Annotated in this window: 24 protein-coding genes and 1 pseudogene; 16 read left to right on the forward strand and 9 right to left on the reverse strand. The window is 63.5% G+C overall.

What is annotated here, in order from left to right:
• Positions 1-64 precede the first annotated feature (64 nt).
• Positions 65-628, forward strand: a complete 564-nt coding sequence (locus BMZ79_RS02675) for an NUDIX domain-containing protein (RefSeq protein WP_090636292.1) — start codon at positions 65-67, stop codon at positions 626-628.
• Between the two features lie 105 nt (positions 629-733).
• Here the strand turns inward: BMZ79_RS02675 and BMZ79_RS02680 are convergent, their stop codons facing one another.
• A complete protein-coding gene (locus tag BMZ79_RS02680; RefSeq protein WP_256252518.1) occupies positions 734-1,177 on the reverse strand; it encodes a C40 family peptidase in 444 nt (147 codons plus the stop codon).
• 314 nt (positions 1,178-1,491) lie between these two features.
• On the opposite strand from BMZ79_RS02680, the gene msrA reads away from it, so the two are divergent.
• Positions 1,492-2,478, forward strand: a complete 987-nt coding sequence (gene msrA, locus BMZ79_RS02685) for a peptide-methionine (S)-S-oxide reductase MsrA (protein ID WP_090636295.1) — start codon at positions 1,492-1,494, stop codon at positions 2,476-2,478.
• 87 nt (positions 2,479-2,565) lie between these two features.
• Here the strand turns inward: msrA and BMZ79_RS35535 are convergent.
• The 3 genes and pseudogenes from BMZ79_RS35535 to BMZ79_RS33500 all read right to left on the reverse strand — a co-directional run.
• A pseudogene (locus BMZ79_RS35535) lies at positions 2,566-2,787 on the reverse strand (Ger(x)C family spore germination C-terminal domain-containing protein); the annotation flags it as partial.
• Entirely contained in the window at positions 2,784-2,969 is a 186-nt protein-coding gene (locus BMZ79_RS34975) for a hypothetical protein (RefSeq protein WP_256252519.1), read from the reverse strand. The gene BMZ79_RS34975 and the pseudogene BMZ79_RS35535, both read right to left, overlap by 4 nt.
• Position 2,970: 1 nt before the next feature.
• Entirely contained in the window at positions 2,971-3,522 is a 552-nt protein-coding gene (locus BMZ79_RS33500; protein WP_143088872.1) for a hypothetical protein, read from the reverse strand.
• An 86-nt stretch (positions 3,523-3,608) separates the two neighbouring features.
• Here BMZ79_RS33500 and BMZ79_RS02700 point away from each other — a divergent pair, with 86 nt between their 5' ends.
• Positions 3,609-4,763 carry a glycerate kinase gene (locus BMZ79_RS02700; RefSeq protein WP_090636299.1) on the forward strand — a complete coding sequence of 385 codons (1,155 nt, stop codon included), beginning with the start codon at positions 3,609-3,611 and terminating at the stop codon, positions 4,761-4,763.
• A 114-nt stretch (positions 4,764-4,877) separates the two neighbouring features.
• On the opposite strand, the gene BMZ79_RS02705 is transcribed toward BMZ79_RS02700, so the two are convergent.
• Positions 4,878-5,921, reverse strand: a complete 1,044-nt coding sequence (locus BMZ79_RS02705; RefSeq protein WP_090636300.1) for an abortive infection protein — start codon at positions 5,919-5,921, stop codon at positions 4,878-4,880.
• A gap of 148 nt (positions 5,922-6,069) precedes the next feature.
• On the opposite strand from BMZ79_RS02705, the gene BMZ79_RS02710 reads away from it, so the two are divergent.
• Positions 6,070-6,546 (forward strand): MarR family winged helix-turn-helix transcriptional regulator, encoded by a 477-nt coding sequence (locus BMZ79_RS02710; RefSeq protein ID WP_090636302.1) that lies wholly within the window; start codon positions 6,070-6,072, stop codon positions 6,544-6,546.
• Between the two features lie 57 nt (positions 6,547-6,603).
• Here the strand turns inward: BMZ79_RS02710 and BMZ79_RS02715 are convergent, their stop codons facing one another.
• A complete protein-coding gene (locus BMZ79_RS02715; protein WP_090636304.1) occupies positions 6,604-7,266 on the reverse strand; it encodes a uridine kinase family protein in 663 nt (220 codons plus the stop codon).
• Between the two features lie 130 nt (positions 7,267-7,396).
• Between BMZ79_RS02715 and BMZ79_RS02720 the strand changes: the two genes are divergently transcribed.
• The 3 genes from BMZ79_RS02720 to BMZ79_RS02730 all read left to right on the forward strand — a co-directional run bounded on the left by BMZ79_RS02720 (position 7,397) and on the right by BMZ79_RS02730 (position 8,714).
• Positions 7,397-7,663, forward strand: coding sequence for a hypothetical protein (locus tag BMZ79_RS02720; RefSeq protein ID WP_090636305.1), 267 nt, complete (start codon positions 7,397-7,399; stop codon positions 7,661-7,663).
• An 84-nt stretch (positions 7,664-7,747) separates the two neighbouring features.
• Entirely contained in the window at positions 7,748-8,077 is a 330-nt protein-coding gene (locus BMZ79_RS02725; protein ID WP_090636307.1) for an MTH1187 family thiamine-binding protein, read from the forward strand.
• Positions 8,078-8,129: 52 nt separating this feature from the next.
• Complete coding sequence (locus BMZ79_RS02730; protein ID WP_090636308.1) at positions 8,130-8,714, forward strand: YdeI/OmpD-associated family protein; 585 nt, start codon at positions 8,130-8,132, stop codon at positions 8,712-8,714.
• Between the two features lie 58 nt (positions 8,715-8,772).
• Here the strand turns inward: BMZ79_RS02730 and BMZ79_RS02735 are convergent, their stop codons facing one another.
• A complete protein-coding gene (locus tag BMZ79_RS02735) occupies positions 8,773-9,654 on the reverse strand; it encodes a LysR family transcriptional regulator (protein WP_090636310.1) in 882 nt (293 codons plus the stop codon).
• A gap of 127 nt (positions 9,655-9,781) precedes the next feature.
• Here BMZ79_RS02735 and BMZ79_RS02740 point away from each other — a divergent pair, with 127 nt between their 5' ends.
• The 6 genes from BMZ79_RS02740 to BMZ79_RS02765 all read left to right on the forward strand — a co-directional run bounded on the left by BMZ79_RS02740 (position 9,782) and on the right by BMZ79_RS02765 (position 15,291).
• On the forward strand, positions 9,782-10,666 hold the full coding sequence (locus BMZ79_RS02740) for a DMT family transporter (protein ID WP_090636312.1): 885 nt from the start codon (positions 9,782-9,784) through the stop codon (positions 10,664-10,666).
• A 314-nt stretch (positions 10,667-10,980) separates the two neighbouring features.
• Positions 10,981-11,646 carry a FusB/FusC family EF-G-binding protein gene (locus BMZ79_RS02745; RefSeq protein ID WP_090636313.1) on the forward strand — a complete coding sequence of 222 codons (666 nt, stop codon included), beginning with the start codon at positions 10,981-10,983 and terminating at the stop codon, positions 11,644-11,646.
• A gap of 207 nt (positions 11,647-11,853) precedes the next feature.
• Positions 11,854-12,288, forward strand: coding sequence for a MerR family transcriptional regulator (locus BMZ79_RS02750; protein ID WP_090636314.1), 435 nt, complete (start codon positions 11,854-11,856; stop codon positions 12,286-12,288).
• A 24-nt stretch (positions 12,289-12,312) separates the two neighbouring features.
• Positions 12,313-13,776 (forward strand): MFS transporter, encoded by a 1,464-nt coding sequence (locus tag BMZ79_RS02755; RefSeq protein WP_090636316.1) that lies wholly within the window; start codon positions 12,313-12,315, stop codon positions 13,774-13,776.
• A gap of 33 nt (positions 13,777-13,809) precedes the next feature.
• Positions 13,810-14,721 (forward strand): DMT family transporter, encoded by a 912-nt coding sequence (locus tag BMZ79_RS02760; protein WP_090636318.1) that lies wholly within the window; start codon positions 13,810-13,812, stop codon positions 14,719-14,721.
• Between the two features lie 261 nt (positions 14,722-14,982).
• Positions 14,983-15,291 carry a hypothetical protein gene (locus BMZ79_RS02765; protein WP_090636319.1) on the forward strand — a complete coding sequence of 103 codons (309 nt, stop codon included), beginning with the start codon at positions 14,983-14,985 and terminating at the stop codon, positions 15,289-15,291.
• A 115-nt stretch (positions 15,292-15,406) separates the two neighbouring features.
• Here the strand turns inward: BMZ79_RS02765 and BMZ79_RS02770 are convergent, their stop codons facing one another.
• Entirely contained in the window at positions 15,407-16,825 is a 1,419-nt protein-coding gene (locus BMZ79_RS02770; protein WP_371263629.1) for a DHA2 family efflux MFS transporter permease subunit, read from the reverse strand.
• A 234-nt stretch (positions 16,826-17,059) separates the two neighbouring features.
• Between BMZ79_RS02770 and BMZ79_RS02775 the strand changes: the two genes are divergently transcribed.
• The 3 genes from BMZ79_RS02775 (at position 17,060) to BMZ79_RS02785 (ending at position 19,092) form a co-directional block, all read left to right on the forward strand.
• Positions 17,060-17,410, forward strand: a complete 351-nt coding sequence (locus BMZ79_RS02775; protein ID WP_090636323.1) for a response regulator — start codon at positions 17,060-17,062, stop codon at positions 17,408-17,410.
• 88 nt (positions 17,411-17,498) lie between these two features.
• Positions 17,499-17,939, forward strand: coding sequence for a hypothetical protein (locus BMZ79_RS02780; RefSeq protein ID WP_090636324.1), 441 nt, complete (start codon positions 17,499-17,501; stop codon positions 17,937-17,939).
• A 238-nt stretch (positions 17,940-18,177) separates the two neighbouring features.
• A complete protein-coding gene (locus tag BMZ79_RS02785; RefSeq protein WP_090636326.1) occupies positions 18,178-19,092 on the forward strand; it encodes a GNAT family N-acetyltransferase in 915 nt (304 codons plus the stop codon).
• Positions 19,093-19,164: 72 nt separating this feature from the next.
• Here the strand turns inward: BMZ79_RS02785 and BMZ79_RS02790 are convergent, their stop codons facing one another.
• Positions 19,165-19,530: a YmaF family protein gene (locus BMZ79_RS02790; RefSeq protein ID WP_090636328.1), complete on the reverse strand. Its 366-nt coding sequence runs from the start codon at positions 19,528-19,530 to the stop codon at positions 19,165-19,167.
• Positions 19,531-19,575 lie beyond the last annotated feature (45 nt).

Genomic DNA, 19,575 nt, shown 5'->3' on the forward strand with positions numbered 1-19,575 from the left:
GCTATGATTTAAAAGTAACGTCGCTATGTCAGCATCAACATATCGGACAGATCGGGTGAAGCGAATGGGAGCGAATTATTGCATGTCATGCGGAGCGCCGCTGGCGCCGCGGGACGTCGACGGCACGATGCGCCACGCCTGCACGGCGGAAGGCTGCAGCTTCGTGCATTGGGGCAATTACAGCATCGGCGTCGGCGCGCTCGTGCTGCGGGAAGGCAAGGTGCTGCTGGTGCGCCGGGCCCAGGAGCCGGGGAAAGGCTACTGGACGAATCCGGGCGGCTACATCGAGCAGCTGGAAATGATCCACGACACCATCGTCCGCGAGGTGAAGGAAGAGACCGGCGTGGACGCGTCCGTCCGCGGGATCGTCGCGCTGCGCGACCTGCCGCGGAACATCCACAACGTGTACGTCGCTTTCGCGATGGACTACATCGGCGGCGAGCCGGTGCCGGACGGCGTCGAGGTGGACGCGGCGGGCTTCTACAGCATGGAGGAGCTCGAGACGATGAACGTGGCCGGGTTCACCCGCTGGCTGATCGACGTGGCGTTGAAGTCGGGCGGGGACGGCTTGATCGAAGACCGCGAACCGGTCGTCAAGCTGGACGGACACGGATTGTTCCGGCTGTAAAGCCGGCGCGGAACGAAGAAGAAAGAAGAGCCGGGCAAGCGGAGGAGAAATCCTCGCTTGTCCGGCTCTTCGCGTATCGGGCGTTGCTTCGCGCGTAATCGCGCGTTAATTGAGCACGCGGCGGGCGGTTACGTATTTGGACGACCAATAGTTCGAATCCATGTCGGAAATTTCGACGCCGTCGTTCGCGCTGTGCAGAATCTTGTTGTTGCCGGCGTAAATCGCCACGTGGCTGATGCCGTAGCCGTTCGTCTTGAAGAAGACGAGGTCGCCCATGCTCAGGTAGCCTTTCGCGACCTTTTGGCCTTTCAAAGCCTGGTCGATCGAGGTGCGCGGCAGCGTGATGTCGAAGTTGTCGAAGACGTATTGCGTGAACGAAGAACAATCGAAGGCGTTGGTCATGTACGGCACCGCGCCGTACAAGTAAGGCGTGCCTATGTATTTTTCGCCGTAGTTGATCAATTCTTTGGATTTCGCCGTCGCCGCGTTCGCGGTAGCGGCCGTTCCGGCGACAACCGCCGTGATGCCGATCGAGGCGCAAAGGCCCACGTTAAGGATGCTTTTGAGTAAGCGTTTATACGAAACTCTCATGTCTTTCCCTCCAGCTCTTCAAGGTGTCCGTTGGTCTGGTTAACACTATAGCACACTTGAAACAGGGGTTTTTTGGCCGATGAGGAACAAAATGAAGCGCGTTTTTGGCGAAATTCGACTTTATGAGAATTAAGTGAGAAATTTCTCATATGAAAGCGCTTGTCTTCGCTTGTCTTGTCGAAACGGGAAATTTGGAAAGCGGAACCCGCTCTGCTATGATAATCGTATGAAGATCCGATAGGATGTTCAGATAGGAAGGACGTGCGAAAAACATGAGCGACAGCAATGCAAATACAGCCGGCGGCGCCGGCCAAAAATTGGAAAAAGCGACCTTCGCGGGAGGCTGCTTCTGGTGCATGGTGACGCCGTTCGACGAACAGCCCGGCATCCATGCCGTGGTGTCCGGTTTCATGGGCGGGCACAAGGCGAATCCGACGTACGAGGAAGTGTGCTCCGAAACGACGGGCCACGCGGAGGTCGTGCAGATCACGTTCGATCCGGACGTCTATCCGTACGAGAAGCTGCTGCAAACGTACTGGATGCAGATCGACCCGACGGACGCCGGCGGGCAGTTCCACGACCGGGGCGAATCGTACCGGACGGCGATCTTCTATTACGGCGAGGAACAGCGCGCCGCGGCGGAGCGCTCCAAGGAAGAGCTGCAGCGGAGCGGACGCTTCGACAAGCCGATCGTGACGGAGATCGTGCCGGCGACGGAATTCTATCCGGCGGAAGAAGATCATCAGGATTATCATCATAAGAACCCGCTTCGCTACAAGATGTACCGCAAGGGCTCGGGCCGCGACGCGTTCATCGCCGAGCATTGGAACACGCCGAAGGACCGCGAAGCCCGCCGGAGCAAGCTGACGCCGATCCAGTACGAAGTGACGCAGAACAGCGGGACGGAACGCCCGTTCACGGGCGAATACTGGGATTTCAACGGGGAAGGCATCTACGTGGACATCGTGTCGGGCGAGCCGCTGTTCAGCTCGAAGGACAAATTCGATTCGAACTGCGGCTGGCCGAGCTTCACGAAGCCGATCGTCGGCGCCAACGTGAAGGAGCATCTCGACCTCGCCCACGGCATGGTCCGCACGGAAGTGCGCAGCCGCGAGGCGGACTCCCATCTCGGCCACGTCTTCGACGACGGTCCCGGCCCGAACGGGCTGCGCTACTGCATTAATTCCGCGTCGCTGCGGTTCATTCCGAAGGCCGACATGGAGAAGGAAGGGTACGGCCATCTGCTGCCGCGCCTCTAATTCGGCGGGGCAGTCCGACGAACAAGGACCGGCGCGCCGGGTTCGGCGTTCCCGGCCGCTTCGGCGGACCAGGCTCGTGCTTTCGATGACGACGCGGGACGCGACGTCGAATTCGACGCGGGGATAGGCCTCCTGCCAGTGCTTCCAATCCCGTTCGGTGCCGAAATGCTGGGCGAGGCAGCGGAGCCCGAAGCCGTACGGATCGACGCCCGCGTTCCGGATTTTGTGCAGCAGCTTTTCCGTGGACCGGTTGAATTCCTCCTCGAGGCGCTTCTCGACCTCGGGGAGGTTCCGGTTCAGCACGGTCACGCGCTTTGCTCCACCATCGCCCCCGATTTGGCGAAGGCGTTCGCGCTGAGGTTGTACAGGCTCGTTTCGGCCTTGGAGAGCTTCAGGCGCTCTTTCGGCTTGTCCAACAATGAAAGCCGTTGCGCGACGTACGAGTCGCCGTCGAAGCGGATGGTCGGGAAATACGGATCGAGCACGATCACTTTAAAGCGCCGGAAGCTCCTTGAGATTGCGGACGGCTTCCGCGATGCTGGGCGCTTCCACCCGTTCGACCTGGCTCTCGGCGAGGCCTTCGCCGATTTTGGCCGCGGGAATGGCGAGCCGCGGCGTGACGAGGTACGGATTGTCCGGCTTGCCGGTCCAATTTACGCCCATCGCCATGAGGATAAACCGCTTGTCGAGATCCTTGAACCCGCATCCGGCGCAGACGGGCGCCATACCGGCAAGCAGCAGCAGAGCAGCGGCGATTCGTATCATTGGGCCGCCTGCTCCTTTTTGCGCTTCCAGACGAAGAAGAGCATCGGCGCGAGCGTTTCGAATTCGGCGAAGAAGCGGATGACGATGGTTCCCCATCCGGATGCCGGACAATGAAAGCTGTTCAGTCGACCGGAGCGGGGCTATGATAGAGCGGGAAGCACTGAACCGAACATGAGGCAAACCATCGAACGCGAGCAAACCATCGAATGCAAGCAAACCATCGAACGCGAATAAACCATCGAATGCAAGCAAACCATCGAACGCGAATAAACCACCCAACGCGAGACCAACCACCTAGAACGGAGCGTTCAACCGAAGTCCTGACAATCAACCGAAGCAGAAAACCGAACAAAGGAGCAGTCGGCATGAAATTCGTGGTGGCACCGGATTCGTTCAAGGAAAGCATGACCGCCCGCGGGGCGGCCGCCGTCATGCGGGCGGCGATCGAAGCGGCGGCGAAAGAAACCGGGACGGAAGCGGACGTCGTCGAGCTTCCGATCGGAGACGGCGGGGAAGGAACGCTGGAGGTGTTGACGGCCGCCATGGCGGGACGCCAGGTCGAGATCGACGCGACCGGACCGCTCGGCGAGCGGGTGAAGGCGACGTACGGCTTGTCGGGCGACGGAGCGACGGCGATCGTCGAGATGGCGCAGGCGAGCGGCCTGCAGCTCGTGCCGCCGGAGGCGCGCGACCCGCTGCGGACCACGACTTACGGCACGGGGGAGCTGATCCGGCATGCGCTCGGTCATGCTTCCGTGCGCCGGCTGATCGTCACGATCGGCGGCAGCGCGACGAACGACTGCGGCGCCGGGATGCTGCAGGCGCTCGGCGCCGCGGTGCTGGACGCGGCCGGACGGCCGATCGGCCGCGGCGGCGGCGCGCTCGCGCAGGCGGCGCGCGTCGATCTGGCGGGCCTGGATCGCCGGCTTCGGGAGGTAAGCGTCTCCGTCGCGTGCGACGTGACGAATCCGCTCGTCGGACCGCGCGGCGCTTCGCGGGTGTTCGGGCCGCAGAAGGGCGCGACGCCGGAGACGGCGGACGCGCTGGACGCGGCGCTTGCGCATTTCGCGGACGTGCTTGAAGCCGCGAGCGGCGAGCGGCTGCACGACGTGCCCGGCGCCGGCGCGGCGGGCGGAATCGGCGCGGCGCTGCTGCTCTGCGGCGGCAAGCTGATGCCGGGCATCGAGCTCGCGCTGGACGCGATCGGCTTCGACGCGGCATTGGCCGGCGCGGACTACGTGTTCACGGGGGAAGGGCGCATCGACGGCCAGACCCCGGACGGCAAGGCGATCGCGGGCATCGCGCGGCGCGCCCGCGCGGCAGGCGTCCCGGTCGTGGCGTTCGCGGGCAGTCTGCAGCCGGGCTACGAACCGCTGTACGCGGAAGGCCTGCTAGCGGCCTTCGGCATTACGCCGCGGCCGGTCGCGCTCGCGGATGCGCTGCGGGAGGGGGAAGCGAATTTGTATCGGACCGTGACGAACGCGGTTCGGCTGCTGGCCGGCGCAGGGCGGCGGGAATAGGGCGCGAGGCCGGTGGGGGTGAACCGGCGGGCGGCAGCCCGACGGGAAGTACGGCGCTCGGGCAAGCGGCGGGCTATGGGTCCGGGTTCGCACGGCGGGCGAACGTGGCGCCGGTTACGATTCGCGGTATCGCGACGCGAGCCGTCCGAACGCGGCCTTCGGTTCCCACGGCATCCCGGGGTACGCGCCGCCGGAGCGGCCGGTCAAGGGCTTGACGATGCCGTAGCTCGCGATGTCGAGGTCCAGCGCCGGCTCGCCGCGGTGCGGATAATACGGCATGACGAACGTGAACCAGAACGCGGCGTCCGCGCCTTCCTCCTCGAAGACCGGCAGCAGATCGTCCATATACCGGACCTGCTCGTCTTCGTCGCGCGCGTAATCGCCTTTCAACCGCGGCGGCGTCTGCTTCCGGTCGACGATGGCCCAGCCGTAGCCGCCTTTGTCCGCGGCGCCCGCGTATGTGCAGCAGCCGAACTCCAGAATCGCGACGGGCTTGCCGTGCTTGAAGTAGCCCCGCAGCTTCTCGCGGTAGCTGCCCGCGTTTGCGCGGTCGCGGTAATAGTCGACGCCCACGAAATCGAACGGCGTCCAATCGACCTGCTCCCAGGTTCCGGATGCATAGGTGACCGGGCCGCGGAAATGACGGCGGACGACGGCGGCGGCTTTGGCCAGAAACGCGTTCAGCCGTTTCTGGAACGAGCCTTTGCGCACCGTGTTCAGCAGCAGCTTCCACGGGCTCATGAACGTCCCCATGCGGTCGAACGAAGTCTCGCCGGCGACGAGTCCTTTCATGAAGATCGTCAGCTCGCAGCCGGCGACGAACACGACCGACGGGTACTGCTGCCGGAGACGCTCCGCGGCGGCCGCGCACGCTTCGAAGTAGGCGAGCGTCCGCGCTTCGTCGGCGTCGACGAAGGCCGGCGAGAACCAGACTTCGAGGCCTTGCTCGAGCGCGAAGCGCGCGGCGGCCGTCAGCCGCTCGAGGTCCTGGCCCGAGATGCGGACCGCGGTGCAGTGCAGGTCGCGGCGGATGATCTCCATCTCGCGCCGCACGACGTCGGGCTCGAACGCTTCGCGCGAGGACGAAGCTTGCCCCCGGGTATGCGTCCCGACGTCGTAGTTGATGCCTTTCCGTTTCAATGCGCATCTTGTCGTCATTTTGGCGGCCTCCCGTTCTTGAGCGGATCGCATATTTTGTGATAAAGTAAATAAAAATGAATCAATCGAAGTAAAATCGATCTATTCTTTGGGTATAAGATAAATAACTATGAACCGATTGTCAACCTGAGAGAAGGATGAAAGCAGCATGGGGAACGATAACATCGGATCGATCGCCTCCAGTTACATGCAGCTCCTACCGCTGCTGTACCGGGCAATGGACGATCCGCAGCGCGGCAGCGGGGGATGGAAGGCGCCGGCGGACATTACGCATTTGCAGATTCATATTTTGGAGGAGCTGTACCGGCACGAGGACGGCATCGCGATGACGCCGCTGTCCCGCGTCATCCGGGTCTCCAAGCAGCAGCTGACGCCCTTGATCGCGAAGCTGGAAGAGAAGGGCTACGTCGGCAAGCAGGCGGGCGAGACGGATAAGCGGCTCGTGCTGCTGCGGCTTACGGAGAAGGGGCGGGCGATGGTCCTCGAGCGCTGGGGCGGCTTTCACGCCTCGCTTCGCGTCCGGTTGGAGCGGCTTGGCGACGAAGACCGGACCGACCTGGCGTTCGCGATCGACAAGATGGCGCGCATTCTCGGGCGGCTGCCGGATCCGGAAGCGGAGGCCTAATAAAAGCCGCGGCGGGCGCGGCTAACGAAGCTTATTCGCAGGGCTGATTTCAAGGCGCTATGCGCGAAGGACGAGGTCGAACGCGGACGGCGGGCGGAGCTCGGCGAAGTAGAAGTCCTCGGCGGGATCCCAGCGCGCGTGCCAGTCGCGCTCGTCGCCGGGCTCGCGCTCGTCGTGCCGCCTGCGCCGGACGTCCGGCGGCGCGTCCACGAGGACCGCGAAGCCGATCAGATCCGCCAGCTCCGGCAGCGTCGAATAGATGCCGTCGAGCAGGATGATGTCCGCCGGCCGCACGACGACGGGGACCGGCGCAAGCCGGTCCCCGGTTTCGAACGAGAACGGGCGATAGCTCGCGGCTTCGCCGGCCAGCAGCGGCCGCAGCGCTTCCCGGCGCGCGCGGCGCCAATCCATGCAGCGCCGGCATTTCTGCCCGGGCGTGCAGCGGTCCCATTCCTCGTCCGCGACCGACGCGTCGAAGAAGTCGTCGTAATGGACGACCGCCGCGCCGATCAGCGGCGCGGCCAGCAGCGCCAGCGTCGATTTGCCGGCGCCGCTGCCGCCGTCGAGCGCGACGAGGAGCGGCTTGCCGGGCGGCGAATGCCGGCGGCGAAGCCGGACCGCGTCCGCGAGCGAACGCGCGGCGGCGAAGACGGCGTCCGGCGGAACCGGCACGTCCGGCTTTGGTGAAGAGAACGGCTGATTCGGGTAATCACGTTCCATGGGCGGCACTTCCTTTCTCGGGCTGGCTGTCCCCATCTATTCGCGCTTCGCGCCGCATATACCTGCTAACGGGAGGCCGGACGCGGCTCGCGACCGGACCGCCCGAGCTTCGAAAGGGGAGAGGCTGCTCATGCATGGTCCGGGTTATATCCTGCTGTGGCTCGTATTGCTTCTTGTGCTGCTCGCCGCCGGCTGGCGGAGACGGTGGTGGCCGTTCGCAGCGTACGCGGCCGGCTGCGTCGTCTTCTTCGTCGAAGTGAACCGCGGCAACGGCGGCTGGGACGATTTGGCCGATTTCGCCACGTTCCTCGTATTCGTCGTGCCGCTCTATCTCATCGGAACCGCCGCTTGGCTGATCATGCTGCTCGCGGAGCGCAGGCGGAGAACGCGCCGTTAGCGGACGGCGTGACGCGGCGGTTTTGAAAGTCCGCTGCTTATCCGGATTAATCGAAACCATCTACAATAGGAGGGTGATGCAATCATGGCGATCGTACAAGTAACGGTCGTGCCGCTCGGCACGGAATCCCCGAGCCTCGGCGCCTATGTCGCGTCCGTCGTTCGGGTGCTGCAGGAAGCGAAGGAGCCGATTACGTACCAGCTCACGCCGATGAGCACCATCATCGAAGGCGAGCTGGACGACCTGCTGGCCGTCGTCCGGCGCATGCACGAAGCGCCTTTCGGGAGCGGCGCGGCGCGGGTGTCGACGTCCGTCACGATCGACGACCGGCGGGACAAGAAGGGAACGATGGCCCAGAAGCTGCATTCCGTGGAAGAAAAGCTGAAGGTGAACGGTTTTCCCGCGGTCGGCTGACGGCGGCTGTCAGCGAAGCCGGCGTATGCTGGAGGAGAAAGGAGGCGGCGGCATGGAAGAGCGATTCAAGGAGCTCCCCGTACTGGGATTTGCCGACACGGCGGAACTCGAAGACTGGCTGGCGGAGCATCACGCGACCTCGCCCGGCTTCTGGCTGCTGATCGCGAAGAAGGGATCGGGCGAGGCTTCGGTGACGTACGGCGAAGCGCTGGAGGCCGCGCTCTGCTACGGCTGGATCGATAGCCAGAAGGAAAAGCGGGACGCGTCGCATTGGATCCAGCGGTTCACGCCGCGCGGTCCGCGGAGCATCTGGTCGAAGGTGAACAAGGAGAAGGCGGAGCGCCTCATCGAAGAAGACCGGATGAAGCCGGCCGGCCTTCGGGCGATCGAGGCGGCGAAGCGCGGCGGCGAATGGGACAAAGCGTACGCCTCCCAGAGCAACGCGGAAGTGCCGGCGGATTTCGCGGAGGCGCTGGCGGGCAACCCGAAGGCGAAGGCGTTCTTCGACGCGCTCGACAGGCAGAACCGCTACGCGATGACGTTCCGGATCCACGGCGCCAAGAAGCCCGAAACCCGGGCCAAGCGGATCGCGCAGTTCGTGGAGATGCTGGAGAAGGGCGAGAAAATTTATAACTAGCCGGACGGTCCCCGGGCGGTCGGCGCACGCGAAAGAGGAGGCCGCCGGCCTCCTCTTGTCATGTCGCGGCTTCGTCGTTGACGGGCGGCTCGGCCGGAATCATGGCCATGAACGCCGTCAGCGCGCTGCTCGCGAACGCGTCCTTGCGCGTGATGAACGCCGTCGTCATCAGGCGATGCCGTTCGTCGAGGGGGAAGACGCGGATCAGGCCGTCTTCCCGCTGCTTGCGGACGACCGACAAGGGCAGAAGCGAGATGCCGAGCCCGGCCGTCACGCCGCCGATAATGGCTTCCAGCGTGCCGAATTCCATGACGGGCGTCCGCGCCGGCGCGTGCTCGCGCATCCAAACCTCCAGGATGTCGCGGTACGAGCAGCCGCGGGTGAACACGAGAATCGGCCGCTCGACGGCCTCTTCCAGCGTGCCGACCGACGGGTGCGCCCCGATGGCCAGCTCCTCCGTGAACGCCGGCATGGATTGCAGCTCCGGGTGGTCGCAGTCGGCGCCGATGAAGGCCCCGTCCAGCTCATAGCGCAGCACCCGCTCGATCATGTCCTCCGTGTGGCCCGTCGCCACCGAGAGGCGGACGTCCGGGTAGCGCGCGTAATAGGCCGTGAGCAGCCGGGGCAGCCGCACGGCGGCGGCCGTTTGCGTGGAGCCGATCGTAAGCGGGCCGACGGGCGTCTCGTTCGAGGTCAGCGCCTTGACCGCTTCGTCCAGCATGCCCACGATGCGCTCCGCGTAGGCGAGCAGCGTCGTTCCCGCGGAGGAGAGCAGCATGCCGCGGTTGTGCCGGTGAAAGAGCGGCGTGCCGAGCTCCGCTTCCAGCTGGCGGATGCGCGCGGTGACGTTGGACTGGACGTAGCCGAGCCGCGCGGCCGCTTTCGTGATGGATCCTTCGCGGGCGACGGCTTGGAACACCCGCAAATCTCCGCTTTCCATTTGCGATCACGCTCCCATTCTTGGACATCATTATTTGTGATTGCCGGTATCGCTAACAATCATTATACATAAAACCAAACCTCCTCTACAATAGGGTACATCGCTCGCATACAGAAGGAGGAACACCATGAATAAATTCCGCTATTTCGGTCTCGTCGCGCTCACGACGTTCATCATGGGGCTGGCGTTTCCCGTCGGCAAAATCGCGCTGCGCTACGCGCCGCCGTTCTTCATGATGAGCATCCGGTTCGTGTTCGCCGGCATGCTGCTCGCTCTGATCGTTCGGCTGCTCGGCAAGCGGCAGCCGCGGGGAGGCAGGCAGTGGCTGCAGGCGGCGGTCATCGGGCTCGTCCAATCCGGCGCCGTCATGGGCTGCGCGTATTATTCGATGCGCTGGATCACGTCCGGCGAATCCGCGATCATCACGTGCTCCAATCCGCTGATCGTCATCGTGCTCGGCACGCTGTTCGGCGGCGTCTCTTACCGCGCCCTGCAGTGGCTCGGCGTCGCGGTCGGCCTTGCCGGCGTCGCGTTCGCGTTCGGCTTTCAGCTCGGCTTCCAGCCGGGAACCTTCATCGGCCTTGGCGGGGCGTTCAGCTTCGCCGTCGCGACGCTGCTCATCAAACGGTGGGGACCCGGCTTCGACATGACCGTTCTCGCCGCCTATCAAATGCTGGCGGGCGGCCTCGGGCTGCTTGTACTGAGCCTGTTCACGGAGCAGCCGCACTATACGTTCTCGGCCTCGTCGGTCCTGGTCACGCTCTGGCTGTCGCTTATCTGCTCCATTTTGCAGTTCGCGCTTTGGTTCTATCTGCTGCGCACCGGCGATCCGGCCAAGACGAGCTCGTTCCTGTTTCTCGTTCCCGTCTTCGGCGTCCTCTCCAGCTGGCTGCTGCTCGGCGAGCAGGTCCATTGGTACGTCGGCGTCGGCGGAGCGTTCATCTGCGCCGGCATCGTGCTCGTCAACCGGGAGCCCCGGAAGCGCGAAGCGGCCGCCGTGCTATCGGCCTGATCGCGCGCGGCCCGGCGCAAGACGGCTGGAAGGCGGGAGAAGCCGGCCCCTTGCGATCGGTCCGCATGCCCTAAGGCGAATTGCCAGATCGGCGGGCGGCTGATATACTGGACACATCTTTTGGCAAGGGGGCTGGTACGGATGGCAATACGAGATTGCCGGACCGGAGCAACTCATGCAAAGCCCGCATCAGGGGCGATACTTTGCATGGGGCCTAACGGAGCAACGCCGATCGCCCGCATACGTGATCGCGTCTCATGATGGGCTTTGCACCTTATGGAACGACCAATCCAAAATAAGGGGCTGACCATCCAATGCCGACGCCATTCATTCGAAACCATCAATTCAACGCCATTCGCAGGCAATCCGAGCTGCTGATCCAAGCGCTCCGCACGGTCGCCGACCGCAACGTGCTGAAGGCGGTCCGCGACAACGCGTCGTTCAAGCTCGGCGAACTATTCCCGGAGCTGCCGGACGAGCGGAGAAGCGAGCTGTCGGCGCTGTCCGAGCTGGATACGGCCGAACAATTCCAGCAGTTTCTCGAAGGGCTGGAGCCGTGGCGCGAAGCCTTCCCGCCGATCTCGAACAATCAGCTGCAGAAGCTGTTCCCGAAGACCAAGAAGCTGAACGCGCCGGACACGGCGCTGCTGGATTTCCGCCGGCTGACCTATCTCGGCTGGACGGATATCGCCGCGAACCGCATGTACCTCGTCTATCCGAGCGAGGGCCGGTACATCGGCATCGCGGGCCGGTTCACGGCCACGAACAAGAAAGGCTACTGCCTGATCTGCAACGGCTACGAGGAGCTCGCGCTCTTCACGGTCAAGACGCGGCCGGCCAATTCGCCGCCGGACTACTATAAGGCGTTCGGCAATTACATCTGTCTCGACAGCCAGGCGTGCAACCACCGCATCGCGGACACGGCGGCGCTGGAGCAGTTCATTCAAACGATTCGCGAAGGCAAAGCGGCCGACGCCTAATGGCGCATCGCCGGCTCGCTAACGCGGAGTCCCGGGTGCGGGCATCGGAAACGAAAGTTTCTCCGATGCCCGGCCCGGGCTTTTTTTATGCGCGCGGAGGGCGGCTCGGGCGATTTTTGATTTTTCTAAACTTACGTTAACGTAACCTGAAATTTCTGCTATGATAGCAGAAGCAAACCGAAAACCGCGAGAGGAGGGACACGGGACATGGCGGCGGCGGCCAGATTAACGATGGAAGAAGTGACGGAGCGCCTCGGGATCACCTCGCGGACGCTCCATTATTATGAGGAGATCGGCTTACTGCCGGACGTTGCGCGGACGGAGGGCCGGCATCGGGTGTACGACGAGGAGACGGTGGACCGGATCGCGCATATTTTGCGGCTGAAGCAGGTGCTCGGCGCCTCGCTGCAGGAGATTCGCGACATTCTGAATGCCGAGGAGGAACTGGAGCGCATCAAGGCGAGCTATCGCGGCGAATCCCGGCTCGAGGAGCGCGACCGGCTGCTGGACGAAGCGGCGGAACGGCTGCGATCGATCATCGCCCATATCGACGAGAAGATGGAGAAGCTGCAGGCCATGCGGCAAGGATTCCGCGCGCGGCTGGAGCGGGCGCACCGGCTGAAGGGCGGCCAGTCCGAGTAGGAAGAAGAGAGGAAGAAGACCGAAATGAACGATTCCCGAAAATGGTGGATTTTATCGGTGACGAGCCTCGGCTCGCTGCTGTCGGCGCTGAACTTCAGCACGCTGATCATCGCGCTGCCGGACTTATTGAAGGGCCTTCAAGCTTCGCTGCTGCAGGCGATGTGGGTCATGCTGTCCTACATGGTGGCGCAGACGGTCATGGTGCTCATGGCCGGTTCCCTCGCGGACCGGTTCGGACGCAAGCGCATCTATATCGGCGGCATGCTCCTGTTTACCGTCGTGTCGCTGATCGCCGGCTTCGCCGGCAACGCCCCGCTGCTCATCGTGCTGCGGATTCTGCAGGGAATCGGCGGCGCGATGATCATGGCCAACAGCACGGCGATCGTCGCGGACGCGTTCCCGAAGGAAGAGCTCGGGCGCGCGCTCGGCGTCAACATCATGGTCGTCGCCGTCGGCCAGATCATCGGCCCGGTGCTCGGCGGCTGGCTGACCGAGTCGTTCGGCTGGGAATGGACCTTCTGGTTCAACGTGCCGTTCGGCCTCATCGGCGTCATTTGGGGCATAAAGGTGCTTGGCCTGAAGGACGACAAGCTCGCCGCTCCGAAAACGGGCGGCCTCGACCGCGGCGGCGCCGTGACGTACGTGCTCTCCATCACCGGGCTGCTGATCGCCCTCACCTGGGGACCGATCCAGAGCTGGACGTCGCCCGTCGTCTGGATTTCCGGGCTCGTCTTCGTCCTCCTGTTCCCGGCGTTCCTGCGCTGCGAGAAGCGCCATCCGAACGCGCTGCTGCATCTGCCGCTGTTCGCGAACCGGGTGTTTTCGTTCGGGATCATCTCGGCGACGCTGAACGCGCTCGCGCGGATGGGCATCATGTTCATGCTCATCTTCTACTTCCAGGGCGCGCTCGAGAAGGATGCCCTGGTGGCCGGCATCATGACGATTCCGCTCGCGGCCGGCATGCTGGTCGTCTCGCCGCTCGCCGGCTATCTCGGCGACAAGTACGGCGAGACGATGCCGGCGACGCTCGGCCTCTTCCTGAACATCTTCGGCATGGCGGGGCTCGCGCTCGATACGGAGCTGTCGACGCCGTTCTGGCACCTGGCCTTGTACATGACGATCATCAGCGTCGGCGCGGGGCTGTTCAATTCGCCGAATTCCAGCAGCATCATGAACGCGGCCGGTCCGAAATTCCGCGGCGAAGCGTCCGGCATCCGGTCGCTGACGACGAACATGGGCATGATGCTCAGCATCGCCTTCTCCATGCCGATCGTCACGCACAGCATTCCGCACGAAGCGATGCTCGCGATTTTCTCCGGCACGCAGGTCGGCATGGACGACAAATCGTCGCTGCACGGGTTCATTACCGGCCTGCACGGCGTATTCTGGTTCATGGCGGCGCTGATGGCGATCGCCACGGTCATGTCCTATCTGCGTTCGCACCGGGGCTCGCGCGCGGCCTCCGGCGCCACGCTGCCGCATAAGTAACGCATTCGAACGACCAAGGAGACCTTACCGAAGATGCCTGACCGGTCCGTATTAAGCAAACTCTGGGGCGTATCGCTCCTCTGGGGCGGCAACTACGTCGCGAGCGCCTATCTGCTGCGCGAGTTCTCGCCGATCCTGTTATCGTTCTCGCGGCTTGTCGTCATGTCGCTGTTCCTTGTCGCCGTCGCGCTCGTCAACCGTTCGATGCGCCGGCCGACGAAGCGGGAATGGCTGCTGCTGCTCTACGCCGGCATTACCGGCACGCTGATCAACCAGCTGTTCTACTTCACGGGCTTGCAGCATTCGACGGCGGGCAACGCCGCGCTCATCGTGGCGCTCTCGCCCATCATGACGACGATGCTGGCCCGCGTGTTCCTGAAGGAAGTCATTACGGGCCGCAAGCTGACCGGCTCGGTCCTCGCGCTGGCCGGCGTCATCTGCATCGTGCTCTATGGCGGCAAATCGCTCGGCATCTCGCTCGGCGACATCTACCTGCTGCTCGCGACGCTCGGCATGTCCGTCAGCCTGCTGTTCATCCGCAGGCTGACGACGGGCATGAGCTCGTACGAGGTGACGATCTACGCGACGGTCATCGGGACGATCCTCATGTCGCCGGCCGTGGGCTACGAATCGCTGGCGGGCCAGGCGAAATGGAGCCATCACGCGGCCAGCTGGCTGCTGCTCGCCGGCGTCGCCGTGATCGGGCAAGGCCTCGCGGGCTTCTGGTGGAACAAAGGCATCGCCGTCGCCGGTCCTTCCGTCAGCGCGATGTTCATGAACATTCCGCCGTTCGTGGCGATCGTCGTCAGTCACTTCGTGCTGGGGGATCCGATCCGCGCCGCTCAGATCGGCGGCGGCGTCTTGATCTTGGCCGGCGTCGCGCTGGCCAATTGGAGGCCGCGTCCGCGGCCGAGAGCGAAGGGGCAAGAAGCGGTCGGGTTGTAGCCGAACGTCGGCTGGTATTCGGTGCTAGGTTGCATGAGCGCGGGTCGCCGCACCCGTTCGCCGGGTCGCATCGTCGCCGCGGCCGATCGGTGCCGCCGATCGATGCACGCTATCACTGGATTCGCCTGCCGTACCGCCGATTGCCATCGCCCGATAAAAGCCGCGCCTCGCGCGGTTTTTATCGTTTCTTGCGTTAAGTTTCACGTTCCTTTCAACATGTCACCTTGCCGAACATATGGTGGAGCAAGGTGGTGATGAACAATGCATTACGGACTCTCGCTCGGGGATTGGGTCGTCTATACGATGTGGGGCGTATTCGCCTTCATGATCTTGGACTTCGCGGTCGCCTTCGCCCGTTCGTTCTGGTCGGGCTCCTTCGATACGACGTTTCTCGGGTATTTGAAGGATATCTTGTTCTACGTCGTGCCACTGAATCTCATCCTCTCGATGACCTCGATCGACCCTACGCATTACACGCTGATCGTGCTTTACTTTATCGGCGGCGCGTCGGTCATCGTCAAATACGCCGCGGACATCGTCAAACGGTTCCGCGTGCCGCAAACCGACTAGAACCCGAAGGCGCGCGACAGCAAAAAAAGCACCCTGCGTCCGTACCGGGCATCCCGCGAGGGGAGCCCGGAACGGACGGGAGGGTGCTTTTTCACGGATCGGCCGGCGCTTGGCGCTAAGCCACTTCTTGCTTGTTCTCTTCCTTCGGCGCCGTGACGCGCTTAATGAAGAAGCCGAGCACCAGCGCGACGAGGCCGATGAAGAAGCCGATCAGGAACGCGTCCTGCAGGCCGGCGACCAAGCCTTCGGCCGGGGTCGCGTTCGGCGATTTCGTCATGAAATCCTTCGTGCCGGACGACATGATGCTGATGAACAGCGCCGTGCCGATCGCGCCGGCGACCTGCTGCAGCGTGTTCAGAATCGCGGTGCCGTGCGGGTACAGCTGGCGCGGCAGCTGATTCAGCCCCGTCGTCTGCGCGGGCATCATGACGAGCGAGATGCCGACGAGCAGAATGATATGGAGCGTGACGACGTAGCCCGCCGTCGTGTCAACGGAGATGTCGGTGAACAGCCAGACCGCGAGCAGCACGAGAATGAGGCCGGGCACGACGAGCACGCGCGGACCGAACTTGTCGAACAGCTTGCCGGAGACCGGCGCCATGACGCCGTTGATGATGCCGCCCGGCATGAGCGTGAGACCCGCCTTGAACGCCGTCATCAGGAGCGCCGTCTGCAGGAAGAGCGGCAGCAGGATCATCGTGGAGAACAGCGTCATCATGAGGACGAGCATCATGACCGTGACGAGCGAGAACATCGGGAATTTGAACGCCCGCAGGTCCATGATCGGTTCGCGCACGAGCAGCTGGCGGATGACGAAGAGCACGACGCCGACGGCGCCGACGGCGATCATCCAGACGACGACCGGATCCGTCCAGGATCCTTCGCCGGCTTTGCTGAAGCCGTAGACGATGCCTCCGAAGCCGACGGTCGAGAGCAGGATGGACAAGACGTCCACCTTCGGCTTGGTGATGTCGGACACGTTGCGCAGGTACGCCGCCGCGAAGGCGACGGAGAACGCCGCGAGCGGAATGACCAGGTAGAACAGCCAGCGCCAGTCCAGTTGGTCGATGATGAGGCCGGCCAGCGTCGGTCCGATCGCCGGTCCGAACATGATGACGAGGCCGATCATGCCCATGGCGCCGCCGCGCTTCTCGGGCGGGAAGATGACGAGGATCGTGTTCATCATGACGGGCAGCATGAGTCCCGTTCCGAGCGCCTGCACGACCCGGCCGACGAGCAGCATCTCGAAGACCGGCGACACGCCGCAGATGATCGTCCCGGCCAGGAACAGAATCATCGCGCTCAGGAACATCTGCCTCGTGGTGAACCATTGCTGAAGCAGCGCCGTGACCGGCACGAGGATGCCGATGACGAGCATATACGCCGTCGAGAGCCATTGAATCGTGGCCGGCGAGATGTTGAATTCGATCATAAGGTCGGGGAAGGCGATGTTCAGCAGCGTCTCGTTCAGAATCGCCACGAACGCGCCGATGATGAGCGCGGCGACGATCGGCCCTCGCTTGATGCCGCTCAAATCGGTTGAAGCGCGTTCCGCTTCGGGGGAAACGTTCACTTTTTTGCTCCTCCTTTAAATGGGCGAATGGATAACTGGAAAATGCCCTTATCTTTTCCATCTTAGCATCTAACGCGTATTCGAACAACTGTTCGTTTCGTCAATTGAAGCTAACGATTGCCAAATCCGCGAGGCATGGCGCATGGTATTGCTTAAGAACGCCGAGAACGGGTCACCCGTCGGGGGAGGGGCCGCATGTACAGCGTCATGATCGTCGAAGACGAAAGGCTCGTTCGCTTGGGCTTCAAAAACGCGGTCGCGTGGGAAAGGTACATCATGGCGGTCGTCGCGGACGCGGCGAACGGCCGGGAAGCATGGACGCATTACAGCGGCGGGCGGAGGCCCGACGTCGTCATGCGCGACACGCGCGGCGGCATGCCGCCGGAACGGGTCGACGCGCTCAACCGGATGCTGCGGGACGCGGAAGCAAGCGACCGGCCGTCCAAGGGAATCGGCCTCAGCAAGTTAACAAGCGGATCCGGCTGCATTTCGGCGAGCGGTACGGCATCAAGATCGGCAGCGCGGAGCACGCGGAGACGCGGGTGACGCTGAACATTCCGGCCATTTACGGGCATGCGGCGGATCAGCCGGCGCCGACCGGGCGGGCCATTCCCGCGATCGCCCGGGCATCGGCATGTTCGCGAACCGGCAGGGCTTGACCGACTTCACGGCGCTCGGGGACGGCAGCGTCGTCAACCTCTTCAACACGCCGGAAGTGTTCGCGACGAAGGTCAACTCGCTGAACAAGGATTACGACGACCATTACGGGGTGACGTATCCGGCCGAGGCCTACAAGAAGAACGCCGACGCGGGCAAGGTGCTGACGCTCGACGTCGTGCCGCAGGACGTGCAGGCCGCGATGCCGGCGCCGCCGGACGTCGTCAAGCGCGTTCAGACGAAGCTGGACGATCTGATCACGAAGGGGATTCCGGACATCGTGCTGCATGCCAAGGACGACGCGGATTACAAGAAGAAGCAGGACGCGCTGATCAAGAAGCTGAACGACGCGGGCGCGGACGAATACTGGACGTGGTATATGCAGGCGTTCAATGAGACGAAGGCGAAGTTTCAATAAGAGCGAAGGCGAAAGTTTCAATAAGAACGAAGGCGAACTTTCAATAAGAGCGGAGCCGAAGTTTCGATATGAGCGAAGCCGAAGTTGCATTAATAGAAGTAAAGTCAAAGTTTCAATAAGCGCGACATCGAACCAAAAAGGTCCGAAATTCAAGGCGAAGCGATGACGGAGCGACTTGAGCGGGGCCGCAAACCGACGGATAATAAGGGTATTAACGGGGAAGGGCTGTGATCGCCGAATGAAGCAAAACGTCAAGCTGCGGAGACTTAGCGAATTGTCGTACAAAGCGTCGCTTACGCTGTGGAACGAAGGATTTTCGGGCTATTACGCCGATATGATGCGAACGTTGGCCCAGCATGTGAAGTACATCGGGACGGCGAACATCCGGCCGGAGCATTCCGTCGTGGCGGTCGCGGACGGCGAGCCCGTCGGCTTCGTCCTGACCGGCTTGCGCCGGGACGGCGGCCGGACGCTCGCCTGGAACGGCGGCACGGCCGTCGTGCCCCGATATCGCGGCGCGGGCGTCGGGACGGCCATGATGCGCGAAGCGATCCGCGTCTACGAAGAGCTCGGCGTGCATGCGGCCAGCTTGGAAGCGATCATGGCGAACGACGCGGCCGTCGCGCTTTACCGCCGCTGCGGCTACGCGATCCGCAAACGGGTGCTGATCCTGGCGCAGCCGAAGGAGCCGGCGAAGATGCCGTTGTTCCCGGGCGGCGCGGACGGCGGACGCGCCGGTTCCGGCGCCTACGCGCTGCGCCGCGCGCACCCGAGCGAGGCCGGGCGTCTGCGGTATTATCGCGGCGACGCGCCGTGGTGCTCGCAATGGCCGAACGCCGCGGACGCGGAAGCGGCGCTGGCGGCGGACGGAAACGGCGAGACCGCGGGCTTCGCGCTGTACAAGCGCAGCTTCGGCGAGGACGGAACGCCGAGAGGCGTCCATCTCCTGCAGGCCGGGTTCGATCCGGCGCGCGGCGACGGCCGCGAAGCGGCGGCGTTCCTGCTGGCGGCGTTGTACGGCTCCGCGGACGCGCCGGTTCGGCGGACCGCCGACAACCTCCCGGAATCGAGCCTCGCGGCGAAGCTGCTTATCGAGGCCGGCTTCGAGACGGCGTTTGCCCAATACGTCATGGAGCTAAAGGTGCGCCCGTAGAAACGGCGCATGCCGAAAAAGCCGCGGAGTCCGCGGCTTTTTCGTTGCCGGTTATTCCGGCTTCGCGAGCCGTTAGGTCAACGGGGAGTCGATCAAGGTCGCGAAGTTGAATTGGTGCCGATGCGCATCGACGACGGTCGTCCGGCCGCTGACGAAATGCACGTGCTTGCCGTTGCCGACCGGAATGGCGGGACCGGTGCGAATTTTGACGAGTTTGTGAAAATGATCGAAGAAATCGGTGCGGTTCAGGACGATTTCGTGCACATGGCTGCTGCCCGAGCGAATCGCCTGGCCGGTGACGCCGGCGAAACGGTGGTTGTGGCGATCGTTGCCTTCTTCGGCCAGTTTGGTGCTGCCTTCGAATTCGTGGACATGCCGCTGCATCCGGTAACGCGCTTTCGTCCCGGTTTTGAATCGGCTGGACGGCTTTCTCAACATCGGATTCAGGCCTCCTCGCGTGAATTGGTTACACCGTTATGCTAT

The organism is Paenibacillus sp. UNC496MF (genome assembly GCF_900113915.1).
In the GTDB taxonomy this organism is placed as follows: Bacteria; Bacillota; Bacilli; order Paenibacillales; family Paenibacillaceae; genus Paenibacillus_Z; species Paenibacillus_Z artemisiicola.

Excerpts from the sequence above, each read along its gene's own strand:
- BMZ79_RS02780 (WP_090636324.1), top strand. The coding sequence starts at position 17,499 with ATGTTCGCGAACCGGCAGGGCTTGACCGACTTCACGGCGCTCGGGGAC.
- BMZ79_RS02715 (WP_090636304.1), bottom strand. The coding sequence starts at position 7,266 with ATGGAACGTGATTACCCGAATCAGCCGTTCTCTTCACCAAAGCCGGAC.
- BMZ79_RS02785 (WP_090636326.1), top strand. The coding sequence starts at position 18,178 with ATGAAGCAAAACGTCAAGCTGCGGAGACTTAGCGAATTGTCGTACAAA.
- BMZ79_RS02755 (WP_090636316.1), top strand. The coding sequence starts at position 12,313 with ATGAACGATTCCCGAAAATGGTGGATTTTATCGGTGACGAGCCTCGGC.
- BMZ79_RS02730 (WP_090636308.1), top strand. The coding sequence starts at position 8,130 with ATGGAAGAGCGATTCAAGGAGCTCCCCGTACTGGGATTTGCCGACACG.
- BMZ79_RS02705 (WP_090636300.1), bottom strand. The coding sequence starts at position 5,921 with ATGACGACAAGATGCGCATTGAAACGGAAAGGCATCAACTACGACGTC.
- msrA (WP_090636295.1), top strand. The coding sequence starts at position 1,492 with ATGAGCGACAGCAATGCAAATACAGCCGGCGGCGCCGGCCAAAAATTG.
- BMZ79_RS02790 (WP_090636328.1), bottom strand. The coding sequence starts at position 19,530 with ATGTTGAGAAAGCCGTCCAGCCGATTCAAAACCGGGACGAAAGCGCGT.
- BMZ79_RS02740 (WP_090636312.1), top strand. The coding sequence starts at position 9,782 with ATGAATAAATTCCGCTATTTCGGTCTCGTCGCGCTCACGACGTTCATC.
- BMZ79_RS02750 (WP_090636314.1), top strand. The coding sequence starts at position 11,854 with ATGGCGGCGGCGGCCAGATTAACGATGGAAGAAGTGACGGAGCGCCTC.
- BMZ79_RS02775 (WP_090636323.1), top strand. The coding sequence starts at position 17,060 with ATGTACAGCGTCATGATCGTCGAAGACGAAAGGCTCGTTCGCTTGGGC.
- BMZ79_RS02765 (WP_090636319.1), top strand. The coding sequence starts at position 14,983 with ATGCATTACGGACTCTCGCTCGGGGATTGGGTCGTCTATACGATGTGG.
- BMZ79_RS02700 (WP_090636299.1), top strand. The coding sequence starts at position 3,609 with ATGAAATTCGTGGTGGCACCGGATTCGTTCAAGGAAAGCATGACCGCC.
- BMZ79_RS02745 (WP_090636313.1), top strand. The coding sequence starts at position 10,981 with ATGCCGACGCCATTCATTCGAAACCATCAATTCAACGCCATTCGCAGG.
- BMZ79_RS02725 (WP_090636307.1), top strand. The coding sequence starts at position 7,748 with ATGGCGATCGTACAAGTAACGGTCGTGCCGCTCGGCACGGAATCCCCG.
- BMZ79_RS02760 (WP_090636318.1), top strand. The coding sequence starts at position 13,810 with ATGCCTGACCGGTCCGTATTAAGCAAACTCTGGGGCGTATCGCTCCTC.
- BMZ79_RS02710 (WP_090636302.1), top strand. The coding sequence starts at position 6,070 with ATGGGGAACGATAACATCGGATCGATCGCCTCCAGTTACATGCAGCTC.
- BMZ79_RS02720 (WP_090636305.1), top strand. The coding sequence starts at position 7,397 with ATGCATGGTCCGGGTTATATCCTGCTGTGGCTCGTATTGCTTCTTGTG.
- BMZ79_RS02675 (WP_090636292.1), top strand. The coding sequence starts at position 65 with ATGGGAGCGAATTATTGCATGTCATGCGGAGCGCCGCTGGCGCCGCGG.
- BMZ79_RS02735 (WP_090636310.1), bottom strand. The coding sequence starts at position 9,654 with ATGGAAAGCGGAGATTTGCGGGTGTTCCAAGCCGTCGCCCGCGAAGGA.